Annotated in this window: 12 protein-coding genes; 4 read left to right on the top strand and 8 right to left on the bottom strand. The window is 61.5% G+C overall.

Annotated features, from left to right (window positions below):
• Window positions 1-78: 78 nt before the first annotated feature.
• The 4 genes from A8G00_RS01960 to A8G00_RS01945 all read right to left on the bottom strand — a co-directional run bounded on the left by A8G00_RS01960 (window position 79) and on the right by A8G00_RS01945 (window position 7,119).
• Window positions 79-336: a hypothetical protein gene (locus A8G00_RS01960; RefSeq protein ID WP_066563125.1), complete on the bottom strand. Its 258-nt coding sequence runs from the start codon at window positions 334-336 to the stop codon at window positions 79-81.
• Window positions 337-527: 191 nt separating this feature from the next.
• Window positions 528-2,960, bottom strand: coding sequence for a TonB-dependent receptor (locus A8G00_RS01955; protein WP_066563126.1), 2,433 nt, complete (start codon window positions 2,958-2,960; stop codon window positions 528-530).
• A 268-nt stretch (window positions 2,961-3,228) separates the two neighbouring features.
• The gene (locus A8G00_RS01950; RefSeq protein ID WP_066563129.1) at window positions 3,229-4,623 is read right to left on the bottom strand and encodes a phosphotransferase; all 1,395 of its coding nucleotides are present in this window, start codon (window positions 4,621-4,623) and stop codon (window positions 3,229-3,231) included.
• A gap of 120 nt (window positions 4,624-4,743) precedes the next feature.
• The gene (locus A8G00_RS01945; RefSeq protein WP_102999819.1) at window positions 4,744-7,119 is read right to left on the bottom strand and encodes a TonB-dependent receptor; all 2,376 of its coding nucleotides are present in this window, start codon (window positions 7,117-7,119) and stop codon (window positions 4,744-4,746) included.
• A 350-nt stretch (window positions 7,120-7,469) separates the two neighbouring features.
• Between A8G00_RS01945 and A8G00_RS01940 the strand changes: the two genes are divergently transcribed.
• The 3 genes from A8G00_RS01940 (at window position 7,470) to A8G00_RS01930 (ending at window position 11,586) form a co-directional block, all read left to right on the top strand.
• A complete protein-coding gene (locus tag A8G00_RS01940; RefSeq protein WP_066563942.1) occupies window positions 7,470-8,381 on the top strand; it encodes an SMP-30/gluconolactonase/LRE family protein in 912 nt (303 codons plus the stop codon).
• 95 nt (window positions 8,382-8,476) lie between these two features.
• Window positions 8,477-10,099: a GMC family oxidoreductase gene (locus tag A8G00_RS01935; protein WP_102999818.1), complete on the top strand. Its 1,623-nt coding sequence runs from the start codon at window positions 8,477-8,479 to the stop codon at window positions 10,097-10,099.
• A complete protein-coding gene (locus tag A8G00_RS01930) occupies window positions 10,096-11,586 on the top strand; it encodes an aldehyde dehydrogenase family protein (RefSeq protein WP_066563132.1) in 1,491 nt (496 codons plus the stop codon). The genes A8G00_RS01935 and A8G00_RS01930 overlap by 4 nt, the downstream gene beginning before the upstream one ends.
• Before the next feature lie 133 nt (window positions 11,587-11,719).
• On the opposite strand, the gene A8G00_RS01925 is transcribed toward A8G00_RS01930, so the two are convergent.
• From A8G00_RS01925 to A8G00_RS01910, 4 genes are all read right to left on the bottom strand, one after another.
• Window positions 11,720-12,469, bottom strand: coding sequence for an SDR family NAD(P)-dependent oxidoreductase (locus A8G00_RS01925; RefSeq protein WP_066563952.1), 750 nt, complete (start codon window positions 12,467-12,469; stop codon window positions 11,720-11,722).
• Window positions 12,470-12,583: 114 nt separating this feature from the next.
• Window positions 12,584-13,762: a hypothetical protein gene (locus A8G00_RS01920; protein ID WP_237230102.1), complete on the bottom strand. Its 1,179-nt coding sequence runs from the start codon at window positions 13,760-13,762 to the stop codon at window positions 12,584-12,586.
• Window positions 13,749-14,894, bottom strand: a complete 1,146-nt coding sequence (locus A8G00_RS01915) for a sulfotransferase (protein ID WP_237230104.1) — start codon at window positions 14,892-14,894, stop codon at window positions 13,749-13,751. Before A8G00_RS01915 ends, A8G00_RS01920 begins: the two co-directional genes overlap by 14 nt.
• A gap of 135 nt (window positions 14,895-15,029) precedes the next feature.
• Window positions 15,030-15,563, bottom strand: coding sequence for a helix-turn-helix transcriptional regulator (locus A8G00_RS01910; protein WP_066563955.1), 534 nt, complete (start codon window positions 15,561-15,563; stop codon window positions 15,030-15,032).
• A gap of 48 nt (window positions 15,564-15,611) precedes the next feature.
• On the opposite strand from A8G00_RS01910, the gene A8G00_RS24945 reads away from it, so the two are divergent.
• Entirely contained in the window at window positions 15,612-15,965 is a 354-nt protein-coding gene (locus tag A8G00_RS24945) for a hypothetical protein (RefSeq protein WP_216365586.1), read from the top strand.
• Window positions 15,966-16,035 lie beyond the last annotated feature (70 nt).

Raw genomic sequence — 16,035 nt, 5'->3', positions numbered from 1 at the left:
CAACACTTGCCAACAACTTCGACCTTTCATCCACGCTCTGTGCGACACGGCCGGATCAAGAGTTTGTCGAGCTAGCCCTCATAGGCAGCGACGCCGCTTCCCGCCATATCGTTTTCCGCAATATTCATTCAGATCGCGCATTTCCTTCGCGGCCGCCACCGCCTGTCCTCGATCACAGGGGAATTCCTTTTCGATAAAGGAACGAGATTCCACTCGCTCGCACAATTCCTCAATATCACACCGCGAAAGAATGTTTTTTTCCCGCAAATAGAAGATAAGACTTTGCAATATAATCAAAGCCTTGTCTCCATTATCGACCGATTGATTGACATCCATTCCACGATCCTGGATTGTTAAAATGACGGAACAATTATGCTTTCATGAATTGATTCAGCAGTTACGCAGAAGAGGAGCCGTTAGGCCCCCGACGAAAGATAGGGTTCGCCCTCGCGTGTAAATCGGGATGACCGGATCATAGCGATCAGGTGAAGCGGACATCGCCGCCGCACCTGATCGACGCACTTATGTCAAAAGCGGTAAGAGACCGTTGCCCCCCAAGTGCGCGGCGCCGCAGTAAACCCGATCGCGGTGCCGAACGTGCCATAACCGTTGAAGATGGCGTTGTAATATTTCTCCTGAGTCAAATTCCGTCCCCACAAGGTGAACTCCATGCCGCCGTCGAGCTTGAAGCTGATACTGCCGTTCAGCACGCCATAGGCCTTGAGCCGGCTGAAGCTGTTCTGCGTGTTGATAAAGCTGACAGCCGCCGCGCGCTCTGCGGCGTCGTTGACACCGTCGTTAAGCGCCGGAGCCGTCAGATCAGCGGTGGCATAATCCTGATAGACGGCTGAGGTATAGGCATAGTCGGCATGCAAGGCGATTTCGCCGCCTCTGACTGGAATGCGCTGTGTGGCGCCGACGTTCCAGGTCCATCTGGGCGCGCGCGGAACAATTTCACCGCTTCGATCAACCGTGCCCCCCAGCCCCGCCGCGGTGAATGATCCCGCAGCATATTTCGCCTTCAGCCAGGATATGGCGCCACTGACTTCCATACCCTGCCACGGAATGAGCGTGCCTTCGAACTCGACGCCATAAGCTCTCACATCGCCCGCATTCTGAACAAACTGCGTCAGATTGCCGCCGACCAGAGCATTGACGATATTCTGCGCACCGTTCCGCCAGATATAGAAGCCTGCCAGGTTGGTCCGCAAATGCCTGTCGAGAAAGTCGCCCTTGAACCCGATTTCGGCATCCTTGACCTTTTCCGGCGCAAAGGAACTGGCGTCGGGCGGAGTCGGCCGTGAATTAAGCCCGCCAGCCAATGCGGCACCGCCCGTCTTCGCATAGACGAATTTGCCATTCCCCAGTTCATAGTCGATGCTGACCAGCCATGCGGGATAATCAAATTTGGCGGTCACGGGGTCCGTACAATTGGGGCCGGGCGGGACGAGATTGGCGTTGGTGCCCACGGCGCACAGACCCGTCGGCGGAAGCGTGATCAACCTGCCGTTCGACACGAACGAACCGGAAAAGCCTGGTATCCCGCCAATATAGCCCATGCGGTTGATAGAGCGTTTGTCCCACGTATAGCGAAATCCGCCCGTCACCCGCAACCGTTCGGTCAGATTGTAATTGGCCTGAGCGAACAATGCCTTGGACTCTGATTTATAAGTAGCAAGATTGGTGTTGGCGGGCGCAAGGTTGAAACCGAAATCGGTGTCCTGGAAGACGAGGGACTGCGATTGTTCGTCGCCCGTTTCCTTGAAATAGAATGCACCAAGAATGAATTCCAATTTCCCCAACGTACCCGAGAATTGAAGTTCCTCACTGCGCTGTTTCTGGGAATAGTCGCTGGCATAGGACGCGATCTTGGCGGGCGTACCGTCCAGATCGGTGCCGTCCCCGGTTTCCGCCTCTCGATAGGCCGTTATCGATTTTACCTTAAAATCCCCCAGATCATATTCTATCGTCGCACGAAGGCCCCATGTCTTGTTGTAATTGAAGGGCGTATCGATGTTGGGATTACCCGTGTTGGGGTCATTATAGGTTGTGTAGAAACGACTTTGGGTTTGCAGGAAGCTGGCGAGGTCAAATTGATGGGAATAAAGAGCGAGGCCCGGACCTGTCGGATTGATACCACGCAGAGCGACATTATTGTAAGTATCCTTGATGTCAGCCCAGTCGGCCGACAGGGAGACCGTCAGCGGGACCGCCGAAGGTTCCCAGTTCAGCGTGGCGCGGGCCGCGATGTCATGATCGATACGCGCCGCATCGACCCCCCTGATGGGGTTCGGGCCAAAGCCTCTGCCCCGCTCACCATAGCGCCCCGCCAGACGTAACGACAATTCGTCGCCGGCGATCGGCAAAGTCAGCGCGGATTCGATCGACCAGCTTTCATAATTGCCGACACGACCGGTAATATAGCCGCCGAAATGGCCGTCCGGCTGAACGGTCGTCATGTTCAGGGCGCCGCCTGTCGTATTGCGTCCGAACAATGTTCCCTGGGTACCGCGCAGGACTTCGACGGACGCCAGGTCGAGAAGACCCAGATTGCCGGCAATGGGTCGTCCATAATAAACGCCGTCGACATAGATGCCGACCGCAGGATCGGAAAATGAATTGGGACTGTTCTGAGCGTTACCCCGGATGGCGAGATATATGAGGGACGCGTTCCCGGTGCCGCCCGACTGAACAGACAAACCCGGCGCGGCCCGGCCTACATCCGCCACTTCGACAATCTGGCGTTCAAGCAGGGCGGTCGGATCAAGCGCCGTGACGGCCACGGGAACTGTTTGAAGATTCTCCGAAGTCCGGCGCGCCGTCACGATGATATCGCGCACCGCGTTATTGTCGCCGCCACTGGAGCTTTGCTCGACCGCTTCTGCCGCCTGGCTTATAGCAACACCGCACGCGCTCCACGCGGCGCCGGTCATAAGGATTACCCGGAATATCTTACCCATTTCATCCCCTCCTGTGGTGACTATATTTAATTTATGACGACCTGTTTCTATTTATTGACCGAAATGATATATTTTTATCTTATTATATTTTCAGATAATATTTTATCTTGGCACGATCCGTAGATACTGATTGGGCAAGCATATACTGATTGCCCAGACCAGCTACTCCCTGATCGCTCAATCTGCGGGACGAAGCACATATCGTCGGATAGGTACCATCCCTCGGGCTGGCCAGACGCCCATGCGGGCATATTCAATACCCACACGCCTAATCCCGCCGCAGCGGCTCCATGGGCACCAGAACCAGATGATCGGCGGGCGCGCCAGGCCCCGCGATGACCAGACAATGCCGCAGCGTCCTTCGGTGGAAGAAACGCGTCAGGGCGATATCATCGGCTGGCTTGCTCTTTTCGATGAAGCGCATCAATGCGGCCTCACCCTCGACCGGATCGGCATAGGCTGTACCGAGCAGCGCCTCGATATCCTTGCCATCCTCGTCCCGCAGCCAGTCCCGATAGCGCAGCTGATCCCGGAGATAGTGCGGTATGGATGCGAGAATGTTACGTTGCCAACCCTGTAACGATCCGCTTTCCGGCAGGCGCTCGATTTCCGCCTGCAATTTCTGGAGCGCCAGATCGTTCTGGTCGATGGCGGCGGGCGGCGGGAGCGCGATGTCATCGAGCGTCATGCCCAATATCTCGGCCAAAGCCTCCATGCAGCGCCGTCCGATCATCGGAACCTGCACCGCCGCCTCGACCCAGTCGCCGCCGCGTCCCGTTTCATGAAGCCCGAACAGGGGACCATAAATGGCTTCGGCCAGGAAAGAGACGGTGTGATAAGCGATTGCGTCATAATCGAGCGGCACGCCGATCGCGCGTTCATAGTGATGGAACAATGCGGCGACGTCGCCCATATTCTCGATCGGATGGCGTCCCCGGAAGCAGGCGAGATCGCGCATGGGATCGCCCAGATGACCGATTTCCACATCCAATATGCCGGTGACCTGGGCGCCGTCCGAAAGGAACTGGCCGCAATCGCCCGTGACGAAGGAAATGGATTCCCGATGCCGGGGATAATTACGGCGCAGCCAGCCTGCGCAAAATTCCAGCAGCGGATCGGTGATGCCCTGCTCTGCCGTCATGGCATGAAAGCGCTCGAAATTGTGCAGGGCAATCTCGCGCGGCCCCTGCGGCAAATGGGCTCCCCCTTCGACGAAGGGGCGACTTGGAAGACGATGTATGTCCGCCAATATCTCCATATAGCGCAGGGATGCGGCCCACCGATCGTCGGTCATGACCGATGCGCTTTCGATCGCCTGCTGAACCAGGCCGGGGTCCCGCCCACCTTCTATCCATTCCATCACGATGGTGTTGGGCTGGTCGCACATGCCCAATATGGCGGGAATGGGGACGCCATTTTCATGCAGCGCCCGCTGCATGCGCATTTCATAATCGAGCGGATAGGGATGGGTCGGCCAGGTACGGTCGCCCTTGAGCAGAAAGTCGCGCTTCACACCATTCTGCTGCACGCTGGCGCGCCAGACCGGACGCCAGCGCCGTTGCTTTTCCAGCATGACCTCAGAACAGCCCAGCACATCCTCAAGCCATCGGCTGAGCTGTTCGCGGCTTTCGGCCTGATCCTGATCGGCTTCGGTCTGCGCCATCGACGGTCCTCCCCATAATCCTGCCCTGTCCATTATGGCCGGTGCGTCATCCGCCTTCGTTGGGCCGCGCTGGCCTTTGCGGACAGGACGAGACTGACGCACCGTCCTCAACTCTTGCGGTCAGTCGCCGAACCGATAGCGAACCTCCACGCCATAGGTGCGCGGGGCTCCATAAAACCCGCTGAATATGCCAAGCGCCGCTGATCCGACATTGCTCGAAGCCAGATATTTCTTGTCGAACAGGTTGCGCACGAAAAAGCTGATGTCGGCATTGCTGCCGCCCACGCCGTTCAGGTCCAGCCGTCCGTTGACCAGATCATAGGCGTGCAGAACCTGATCGGAGGAGCGGACTTTACTCGAATGGTAATAGTCCATGCTGACCACCGTTTCCGCAAGCGAGCGCGGTACGGGCAGCGTCCAGCGCAGCCCGGCGGTCACCGTCGTCTTCGCGACCAGATTGAACGGCACCTTGAGCGCTGCGAGATAGGATTGCAGTGCGGCAGGCACCGTCAGCGACCGCGACTTGAGGTCGAGGAAGGTCGCCCCCGCGTCGAATGACAATGTCGACGTCGGCTGAATCCGGGTCGAAAGGTCAATGCCCGCGACACGGGTTTTGCCGGCATTGACGAGCAGCGTCCCGCCGCTCGGATCGTTGCTGGCGTCGCAATCGCCGTCCGGTGATTTTGGCGGGTTCGTGCCACCGGCGGCCGTCGTGCTGCAACTTGCCTGCGTATTGAGGCCGGAAATCGGCACCTGCACATTATTATACCAGCCGACAAAAGGCGACGCGTTGAACTGGAGCTTGACGTCGCCCATGGTGAAGTCGGAGCGGATACCGACCTCCACATCCGTCACCTTTTCCGGTGCGAAGGACTGGAACGGCGCCAGCCTGCCGGCCAGCGTGGGACTGTTGATTCCGCCCGCGCGATAGCCCCGGCGGGTGACCGCATAGAGGAAGATCGCATCCGACGCCTTCCAGTCGACGCCCAGCTGCCAGGTCAGCGCCTTGGACGAGGTTTTGTTGACGCTCGAATTGCGGATAGTTGCCGCCCCGTCCGCGCATTCTTCGGGCGAAACGACGGGCTGGTTATTAAGGCCGCCGCCGACGCAGGCCTCGATCTTGTCCCAGGTGTGGCGCACGCCCAGATTGACGTGCAGCCCGTCCGCGATCTCATAATTGACATTGCCGAACAGCGCCCGGCTCTTTTCGCTGTAGAAACTGTAGTTGAAGCGCGCATCGGTAATACCGGGCAGGATGAAGACGGGAATATAGGTGCCCGACGGCCCGAGCGGCTTGCTGTCAAGGTAGAAGGCGCCGACCAGCCAGTCGAGGCGATTGCCGAGTGCCGATCCCTTCACCTGCACTTCGTCGCTGAGCTGCCGAACATCGGATGTCTGACGGCCGCCGACGATTGTCACCGGAAGCCCGGCGGGGATCGCGCCGCTGCCGTCGGCGATCAATGTCGGCAATCCGTCGACACTGGAATAATAGTCGATCTTGGTGCGCCGATAGCCGAAGATATTGAGGAAAGTGATGTCGTCGGACAGATCGAATTCAGTCCGATTGGTAATACCAAAACGCTTGACCCTTTCGAACGCATCGACGTCCGAATTGATCACGCGCGGACCGCGTGCGCGCTGCAACGCCAACTGGACCAGCGCTGCATTGGCCGTGCCCGTCGCCGTCAGCCCGTTGGGACCGGGCAGCACATCGGTCAGCACGGACGCGCCGCCGACCGCTTCATTGTGATAATAGTCGACAATGACCGTGTTGCGGAACGCGGCGCTCGGCTCGAACAGGATCGATCCGCGGATCGCACGCGAGTTGAGATCGTCGGGGTCGCCGCCGATACCGATATTCCTGGTCCAGCCGTCGCGTTTCTGGATCTGACCGGCGATGCGGATGGCCAGCGTATCCGATGTCAGGGGTATATTGAGTGCGGCTTCCAGCAGCCGGGCGTCGTAATTGCCGTAGGACGCCTTGGCATATCCCCCCAGCTTATAGTCCGGCGCGGTCGGATAATAGAGGATCGCGCCGCCGGTCGTGTTGCGGCCAAACAATGTCCCCTGCGGCCCCTTGAGCACCTGAACCGAGGACAGGTCGTAGGTCGGGATGCTGGAACCTGTGGTGGGGGAAGGCACTTCGGCGAAATAGCTGATGACGCCCGGCGCGCTGTTGCCGGCCAGCGCCTTGGACTGACCCCGGATGGAGAAATTGGTGTTTTCGCGCCCGCCCGACCCGGCCAGGAAAACGCCCGGCGTCTTGATCAGCAGATCCTGCGTATCGCGGATATTGGCCTGCCGCAGCGAATCCGCCCCGAAAGCCACGACGGAAACCGGCGTCTCCTGAATATTCTCGGCGGTGCGGCGCGCGGTCACCACGATGTCGCTGGTAGCGCCCTCCTGCGGCGCAGCGGTGGACGACTGCGCCAATGCCGTCTGCGACGTCGTCAGCAACAGGCCCAATGGCAGTATGAAACCCCGTATTCCCTTCATTCTTCTTCTCCCTGATGGTCAAAGGATGACCGTTCTGATTGAGAGCCGGTCTGTTGCCGGCCTTCCGCCTCTGTAGGTTGGCAGCATGGTCGTTGCCGCCTGCCGCCGGTCAGTTCCCGTCGCCGACCGCACTTTCCGGATTGTCGCCTATGCAAATCTGCCTGCGAGCCACGTCGCTATCCTCTCGGCATTTTCCCCATGGATCGGGTGTGCGGCGGATATGACGCCAATTCGCGCCTTCAATTACCTGTCGAAAGGTGGGTCCGATGTCCGATCATGCCGATATCCACCAGATTTGAGGGCGGCGCACGGTCCGCAGATGCCGTCGGCCCCTAATGGGAAAGGACGAGATGACCTGTTTTGCAAGCGGACTGCTGATGCCAGAGGGACCGATCGCGCAGCCCGATGGTAGCCTCATATTGGTGGAGGTGCTCGGCGGCCGCCTGTCCCGCCTTGGCCCGGACGGCGCGCGCACCACTATGGCCGATCTGGGCGGCGGTCCCAATGGCGCGGCGATCGGTCCTGACGGGCGCATCTATGTCTGCAACAATGGTGGCTTCGGCAAAATGACCCTGCCAGATGGCGGGCTTCTGCCGATCGAGGCGCCTCTCGATACGCCGCCCGGCATGATCCAGGTCGTCGATCCGGCCAGCGGCGCCTTCGAAACCTTATACGCATCCACCGAAGCAACGCCCTTCTGGGGACCGAATGATCTTGTCTTCGATGCAGAGGGGGGCTTCTGGTTCACCGATTTCGGTAGGGATCGCGGCGCGGCGCGAATGCGGGGCGGGCTTTATTATGCCAGGGCGGACGGGTCGGAGATTCGGCTGGCCGCCGGACCATTGGACGGGGCGAATGGCGTCGGCCTCTCGCCCGATGGACGCACTCTCTACGTCGCCCTCACCTATGAGGCGCATCTGCTGCGCTATCGGTTGTCGGCGCCCGGCGTGATCGATAAATCGGCGTCGCCCTCCCCGGACGGGCACAGCATCGTCGGCCGGGCCGGCCCCGGTCAATATCTCGACAGTCTGGCCGTGGACAGCGCCGGACGCATCTGCTGCGCCTCGCCCGGCGAGGGCGCGATACTGATCTTCCCGCCGGAAGGCGGAACGCCCGAGCAGATCGAAACGGGCGACTTTCTGACGACCAATATCTGCTTTGGCGGCGCGGACGGGCGCGTGGCCTTCGTCACGCTGGGCAGTTCCGGCAAGGTCATATGTTTCGACTGGGACGTGCCCGGCCTGCCCCTGGCATTCGGCTGACCTGCTCAGGTCGAACAGCGCCGCCCTGCCGTCTGGCAGGTCAGCCAGGGCCCGCATTGCTGTTTCATCGCGACATGCCTGAGAAAAGAGCGAACATGCCGGCTGATTGCTATGACTATATCATCGTGGGAGCGGGTTCTTCCGGCTGCGTGCTGGCCAATCGTCTGTCGGCCGACCCGACCGTCAGGGTTCTGCTGGTGGAGGCGGGACCGGACGACAGCAGCCCGTTGATCGCCATGCCCCGCGGCATCGGCAAGCTGCTGGCGCCGGGCAATCCCCATGTCTGGGATTACGCCGTTTCGCCCGGCGGGAACGCACCCCAGGAAATATGGCTGAAGGGCCGCGCGGTGGGCGGGTCCAGTTCGATTAACGGCATGGTCTATGTGCGGGGCGCTCCGGCCGATTACGACGGCTGGGAAGCGGCAGGCTGCACCGGCTGGGGCTGGCAGAGGATGGGCCAGCATTTCGTGACGCTGGAGGACCATGTGCTGGGCGCCAAGGCGTGGCGCGGCGCCGGCGGCCCGCTCAAGATCAGCGTCCACCCTTCCGGCGACCCGCTTTGCGAAGCGTTCCTGACCGCCGCCGAGCAGGCCGGGACGCAACGGGTGGATGACATGAACGACATGCCGGCCGTGTCCGAGGGCGGCATGGCCTATCAGCCGACATCTACCTATCGCGGCAAGCGCTTCTCCGCTTCCCGCGCCTTTCTCAAGCCCGTGCGAGGCCGGCCGAATCTGGACGTCGTGCCGCGTACCGACGTCCTGCGCATCCTGTTCGACGGGCAGCGGGCGAGCGGCATCCTGCTGCGCAACAAGGATGGCGTGCATGAGGTCGCGGCACGGCAGGAGATCATCCTCTCCGCAGGCGCGGTGCAGAGCCCCAAGCTGCTGCAATTGTCGGGCATCGGTCCCCGCGCCCTGCTTGAATCGCTCGGCATCCCGATCGTCGTCGATGCGCCCGGCGTCGGCGCCAACCTTCGCGAACATCGCTATCTGGGCTTTACCTACAGGGTTCGGAGGAACAGCCTGAACCAGAAACTGTCCGGCCTGGGCCTCATCATGTCGGCTTTGCGCTATGCTTTCGGATCGAAAGGTCCGCTGACCCATGCGGCGCATGAGGTGGGCGGCTTCGTCAAGACCGATGCCACGCTCGACCGGCCCGACGCGCAGGTCGGCCTGGGCCTCTATTCCTTTCACACGGACGACAAGGGGGCGGTCGCGCTCGACCCCTATCCCGGCATGACCGTCATCGCCTATTATATGCGGCCCGACAGCCAGGGCCATGTCAGGATAAGCTCGGCCGATCCGGATGTCCCGCCGGTCATCGACGCCAATCATCTGGCCACCGATGCCGACCGGAGCCATTTCGTCGCCCTGTTTCGCTGGCTCCGCTGCCTTGCGCAACAACCCGCGCTGAAAGACTGGATCGTCGAGGAAACAGGAAAGACCGTCGGTATAGAGGCGGACGAGAACATTCTTGCCAACGCCATGGCGCTTGGCGGCACATCCTTCCACATTTGCGGGACGTGCCGCATGGGCGCGGATGAAGCCTCCGTCGTCGACCCGCAACTTCGCGTGCGCGGCGTCACTGGCCTGCGCGTGGTCGATACCTCCATCATGCCGACCATCGTGTCGGGCAATACCAATGCGCCGGCCATGGCCATCGCGCTCAACGCCGCGGACATGATCCTGCGGCCCAGTCAGGACCCTGCCCTATGACCGTGTCTTTCACCGCATTCGACAAGCTGTATATCGATGGCGCCTGGGTCGATAGCGGGAGCGAACGCGACGCTATCATCAACCCCGCCACCGAAGCGGTCATCGGTCGCGCGCCGGTGGGCAATGCCGCCGCCGTGCAGGCCGCGATCGCGGCCGCGCGCGATGCGTTCGACACGGGCATCTGGCCGCGCATGGCCATGTCCGAGCGCGCCACGTACCTGCGCCGGATGCATGCCGCCCTGGATGCCCGCAGGCAGCAGATCGCGGCGCTGATCGTCGCGGAAGTCGGCTGTTCGCAGGGCATCACCCAGGGCATGCAGGTCGCCAATCCGCTCGACCATTTGCTGGCCGCCGTCGAACATTCGACGCGCGACGACAGCGTCCGCCTGCCCATCGACATCACCCCCGATCCCTTCAACCCCGACGGGCCGAAGAAAATAGGCGGGACCACCGTGGTGCGCGAGCCGGTGGGCGTCGTCGCAGCCATCACCGGCTATAATTTCCCTTTCCTCATCAATCTGGCGAAGATCGTGCCCGCGTTGCTCGCCGGCAATACGATGGTGCTGAAGCCGTCGCCCTTCACACCCTTTTCCGCGCTGCTGTTCGGGGAGATTGCCGAAGAGATCGGCCTGCCCAAAGGCGTGCTGAACATCGTGACCGGTGGACCGGAGGTCGGCACGACCCTGACCAGCGATCCGTGCGTCGACCTTGTTACCTTCACGGGTTCCGAAGGGGTGGGCGCCGCGATCATGGCGCAAGCCGCACCGACATTGAAGCGCGTGCACCTCGAACTGGGCGGCAAGTCCGCGCTGATCGTCCGTCAGGATGCCGACGTCGCCCGCGCCGCGGGCATGGCGGTCGCGGTACTCTCGGTCAATGCGGGCCAGGGTTGCGCCCTGCTCACGCGCCTCGTCGTCCATAACAGCATCAGGAAGGCGTTCGTCGAAACCGCCTGCGCCATCGCCAGCCAGTTCAGGATCGGCGATCCTGCCGATCCCGGCGTGGCGATGGGGCCGCTGATCCGCGAATCCCAGCGGGAAAAGGTCGAAAGGCTGATCGCCATCGGCCGCGACGAAGGGGCGCGGATCGTGCATGGCGGCGGGCGTCCGGCGGGCCTCGACAAGGGTTTCTTCACGGACATCACGATCTTCGACGATGTCGACAACAGCATGACGATTGCCCAGGAAGAGGTGTTCGGTCCGGTCGGCTGCATCATCGGTTTCGATAGCGACGAAGAGGCGATCCGCATCGCCAACGATTCCCGCTATGGCCTGAATGGCGGCATCGAAACCGCCGACGCCGCCAAGGGCTATGAGATGGCGATGCAGATCCGCGCGGGCAGCGTCATGCTCAATGGCGGGACCGGGCGGATGACCTATGCGCCAATCGGCGGCTACAAGCGCTCCGGCATCGGACGGGAATATGGTCCGGACTGGCTGCACGAATATCAAAATCAGAAGTCGGTCTTCTATCCCATCGGAGGATAGAGAAGCTGCCTAGAGCAGATTCCGATCCGATTGCATCGGCTCGATTGCTCTAGTCTTTTGATTTGACGCGTTTTCCGAGCCAGCAGGTGATTGGCTTGGCCGAACTGGCGTTTCCACCCGCTTCGAAAACGCTCTAGCCGGCGGTAATGCCGCCGTCGACCGCCCAGCAGGCGCCATGCACATGACGCGCGCGATCGGACGCAAGGAACAGAAGCGGTTCGGCCACATCCTCGGGCGGACAGGGCGGGCGCATGCCCGTGTAGCGCGCGAGCAGCCGGGGATCGGCGAAATCGGGGAAGGACATGCCCTGCGTCATTTCCGTCCGCATCGGGCCGGGCGAGAGGACGTTGATCCGCACGGGACTGTCCATCATCTCCATCGCGAGCGACAGCGTCAGACCGACCAGTCCGAATTTGGAGGCGGTATAAGGCGCCAGATAGGCCTGCCCCATGAAACCGGCGGTCGAGGCCACACAGACGATATTGCCCTTGCTCTCGATCAGGTGCGGCATGGCCGCCTGCATGAGAAAGAAGGGACCGGACAGGTTCGAGGCGATGGTCCGGTGCCATTCCTCTTCCTTGATGTCCAACAAGCGGTGAAACATGACATCGGCGGCGATATTGCACAGCACGTCCAGCCGGCCGAACGCCGTCATCGCCGCTTCGATCGCCTCCCTACAGCCACGCGGCTCGCCAAGATCGCAAGCCAGTTCGACACATCGGCCACCCGCGTCGCGGATCAACCGCCCGGTCTCTTCCAGCTTGGCCCGGCTGCGCCCGACAAGGCACAGTGCCGCGCCTTCCCGAGCAAAGGCGAGACTCGCCGCCCGGCCCAGGCCCGACCCGGCGCCGGTGACCAGTACGACCTTGCCTGCAAAGTCCATCCGCATAGTCTTTCCCAAACGGGGCGGCGGCGGGATCAAAAGATGCCGCGCTGAACGCCTGTCATATCGGTGATTACGACGCGGCCAACCTTTCGCCGGATGGGGTCGATCCCGTCACCAGCGCCGTCGCCATTGCGCGCCACGCCGACGGTTACGGATCATCTCGTCCCTCTGCTCCGGCGTGACCAGCGGCGTGTCGCCGGGAAGATGCGACCGAAGCTCTGCCGCGGGCACGAGTCTGAGCGTCGGCTCCGGCCCGGAACTCGCGCCGGTCCAGCGCAGCATCAGCGACCCTTCGTTGCGGCCTGCCGGATCGAGCCAGTTGGGCACGCCCGGATCGTCCAGTGCGATGACGGCGCGGAAGCGGCCGTCGCCGTCGAGCCGCGCCTGCGCTGCGTTGAGGCTGCTCTGATGGTTGATCCAGTCGATCGTGTTCCACAGTGGATCGTTGAGCTGCACGTTCCAATAGCGCACCTGATCGGGCACCGCCGTATCGATGATCATCGCTTCCCCCGGTTCCAGCCGGAAGATGCCTTGATAATAATGCTGCCCGGCAACGCCGCCGCGACCGGCCCAGTCGTCATATTCCAGCCTGTTGACGAAGCCCTGCGCCCGCTGTCGCTGACCATAGCCCAAGGCGAATGCGGCATAGCGTTCGACGAAGGCCGACAGGCGATCGAGCCGATGGGCGATCTCGGCCGCGGGCACGGGACCGCCGCCCACGCGCCGGTCGACCCGTTCGATCGCGATGCGCAGATCGCGCCCCGCGCCCCAGTCATAATAGGCATGGCGCAGACCAATGGTGACCGCGCGCGGGTCGAGCGGGAACCAGTCGCCCGCATGACCCTCCGGCCGCTCGCCGCCCAACAGGATGTCGAATGCGCCGTCCGGTCCCAATGTGCAGGCATCCAGATCGATCATGCCCACCGAAGCCCCCATATCCTCCATCGGTCCCAGACCGCCCGCGACCAGATCGAGAAACACGAAAACCCCATCCCCGCGCGTGCCGGACAACCTGTAAACGCCGCTGCCGTCGATCCGCGCCGCGCCATAGATGAAGTCGGGATTGACCCCGACCGTGTTCAGCACGCTGCTGACCGACGGCACGAAATCGGGATGATCGGGATCGGCGAAGGCCGTCTGATAGCCGGTGGCGAGGATGGCGAAGAACAGGCGGTGCGCCTCGGCCCGGGCCTGTGGATCATCGGGATCGGCCAGCCTGTCCAGCACGCTTTCCGCCCCCGCCATCTGCTCCAGCCAGGCGCGCCACTGGGACGTATTAGAGATAGGCATGGTAGGTCTCAATATATTCGGCGAACCTGTCGCTCACCTGTTCGGCGGTCAGGCCATAATCGGCCAGCGTATAGCTGCGCGGCCCATGCTTGCCCGCCGGATTCTCCCGCAGCCAGCCCAGAATGCCTTTTTCCGAGTCCGGCGTGAAATCCCAGCCGAAATGGTGATAGGCGGCCCGGATGGTCGAAACCGGGTCGGCAACGAGATCCTTGTAGCGCATGTCGTAAATCGGCAGGTCCGGATGCGCCTTGCGGTAATCCATGCAGCACTTCACCCCGTCCCACCAGAGTTGCAGAAATTCGGCGCCCAGCGCATGCAGGTCGAGCCGGTCGTAGGAGGGCCCACGGATGACGCTGATCAGTTGGGAGATGGAGGCGATGACGGTGGTCGGGTCGCGATGCGGCTGGATGAAGATCGCATCGGGATAGACGTGGCGCAGCGCCGGGAGCTTATACATATGCTCCTGAATCTTGAGCACCCAATGCCTGCCGGGATGCCGCCAGCCCAGATGCTGAAGCCACATCTTATGGACCTCGTAACGAAAGGTCGCGTCGATGCCCTTGAACCAGTCGTAGAAGCGGGGAAGATGCTGGAACATGCACGGATTGCTGCTCTGAAACGACGTCGTCATGAACGATCCGCATTCTTGCGGGATCTTGGCGCCGAGCGGATGGGCTTTGAGCAATTCGTCGGCATCACCGCCCAGTTGCGCGCGCAGATGTTCGTCGAAACGGGCGATGCGCGGGTCCGTATCGGCGGTTGCGGCTTCGGGCGGGGGCGATGGCTCGGCCACTTCCCACATCAGCGGCGTGCGGATCTGCGGGTCGCCTTCCATCAGGGCGTGCAGGAAACTGGTGCCGCACCGGGGCAGGCCGAGGATGAAAAGCGGCTGCCTGATTTCGACATTGGCAATGTTGGGATAGCGCGCCCGATCGTCGGCGATCGCCTTCAGCCGGGACAAGTCATCGGCGATGATATGCAGCGCCCGGGCATGGCCATTGGCGTTGAGTGCCCGGTCTTCCTCCATCGAGGCGAGCAGTTGTTCGAGCCCCGGCCGCACATTGTCCCGTAAATAATCAGGCAGCGGATATTGCGCCAGCAGCGCGTCCGCGTCCGGAAATCCAAATGTCATTGCCATCCTCTCTCAAACCGGTCTGACGACCATTTTGGGCAGGATGACCGGTCCGGGCACCGATGAAAAGCGCAGGCGGCCTCGATGTCGCCTATCGGAAACAGATGTCGAAAATTGCGGCTACACCAATGGGCGTCAGTGGATCAAAAGCCGGTCGCGGAACTGCTGCGGCGAACAGCCCTCCATCTGGCGGAAGGCCACACTGAAACTTGCCGTATTGGCAAAACCGCAGCGATAGGCGATCTCCTTGACCAGAAGCGATCGGTCCATCAGCAAGTCCTTTGCCAGAGCCAGCATATGACGGCGACAAAAGGCTGCGGGACTTTCGCCCGTCGCGGCGCGGAACAGGCGTTCATAATGACGGACGCTGATGCCGCGTTCCGCCGCCAACTGCCCGATCTCGACCCTGCCGGGCTGCTCCCGGATATGTGCGACAAGGCCGGCCAGATAGCGCTGGTCGAACGTCCGGCGACTGGTGAATTCGGCTTGCGTTTCCGGGCCGAATTGCTGCACCATTTCGGCTGCAAGCCCGACGCTGATCGAATCCAGAACGAGTTGCGAACACAGCCCCGGCGCCACCAGTTCCTGCTGCGCCCTTAGAAGCAGCGCCCTGACGTGGGGATTGCGCATGTCTATGGTGTCGCGCAGTTGTTGATCGGAAAGTTCCATCGGCAATCCGGTAATCGCGGGAATATCTATTCTGCAAAATAGCGATCTTTGCTCGCGTTCCTGCCAATGCATTTGGAACGGACGCGCGGCCGGATAAAAGCGCACTTCGCCCTGCTCGCAAAAGTCGCAGGCAGAAGCGAGATAACGACCCACGGACGGGAAGTGGGTCAATTCGAAATAGCTGCACGGCGGCGTGAAGACGATCTCGTTCCGTTCCCGCCAGAAAAACCGCCGGACTTCAAAGCGGGCACCAACTGTAGCCTTGGCCGCTTCGAGAGACGTTTCGAATTCCTGCGGGAATATGAAGTCCAGTCTTGTGCCCTCAGCATGACGGGCAGCGTCATAAGGTCTTATCGACATATCGGCCCTTACCTGCGCTCTCTTCTCTCCGGATTATCGTGATGATAGGCGATCGACCTTATCAGGAGAAGCTGATTTATCGGACGATCTCTTCTGGTTCCAAAAATATAAT

Origin of the sequence: Sphingobium sp. SA916 (genome assembly GCF_002894065.1) — a bacterium.
GTDB lineage: Bacteria > Pseudomonadota > Alphaproteobacteria > Sphingomonadales > Sphingomonadaceae > Sphingobium > Sphingobium fuliginis.
Note: the sequence above shows the minus strand (reverse complement) of the source record. Positions and strands in the feature narration are given on the sequence as shown.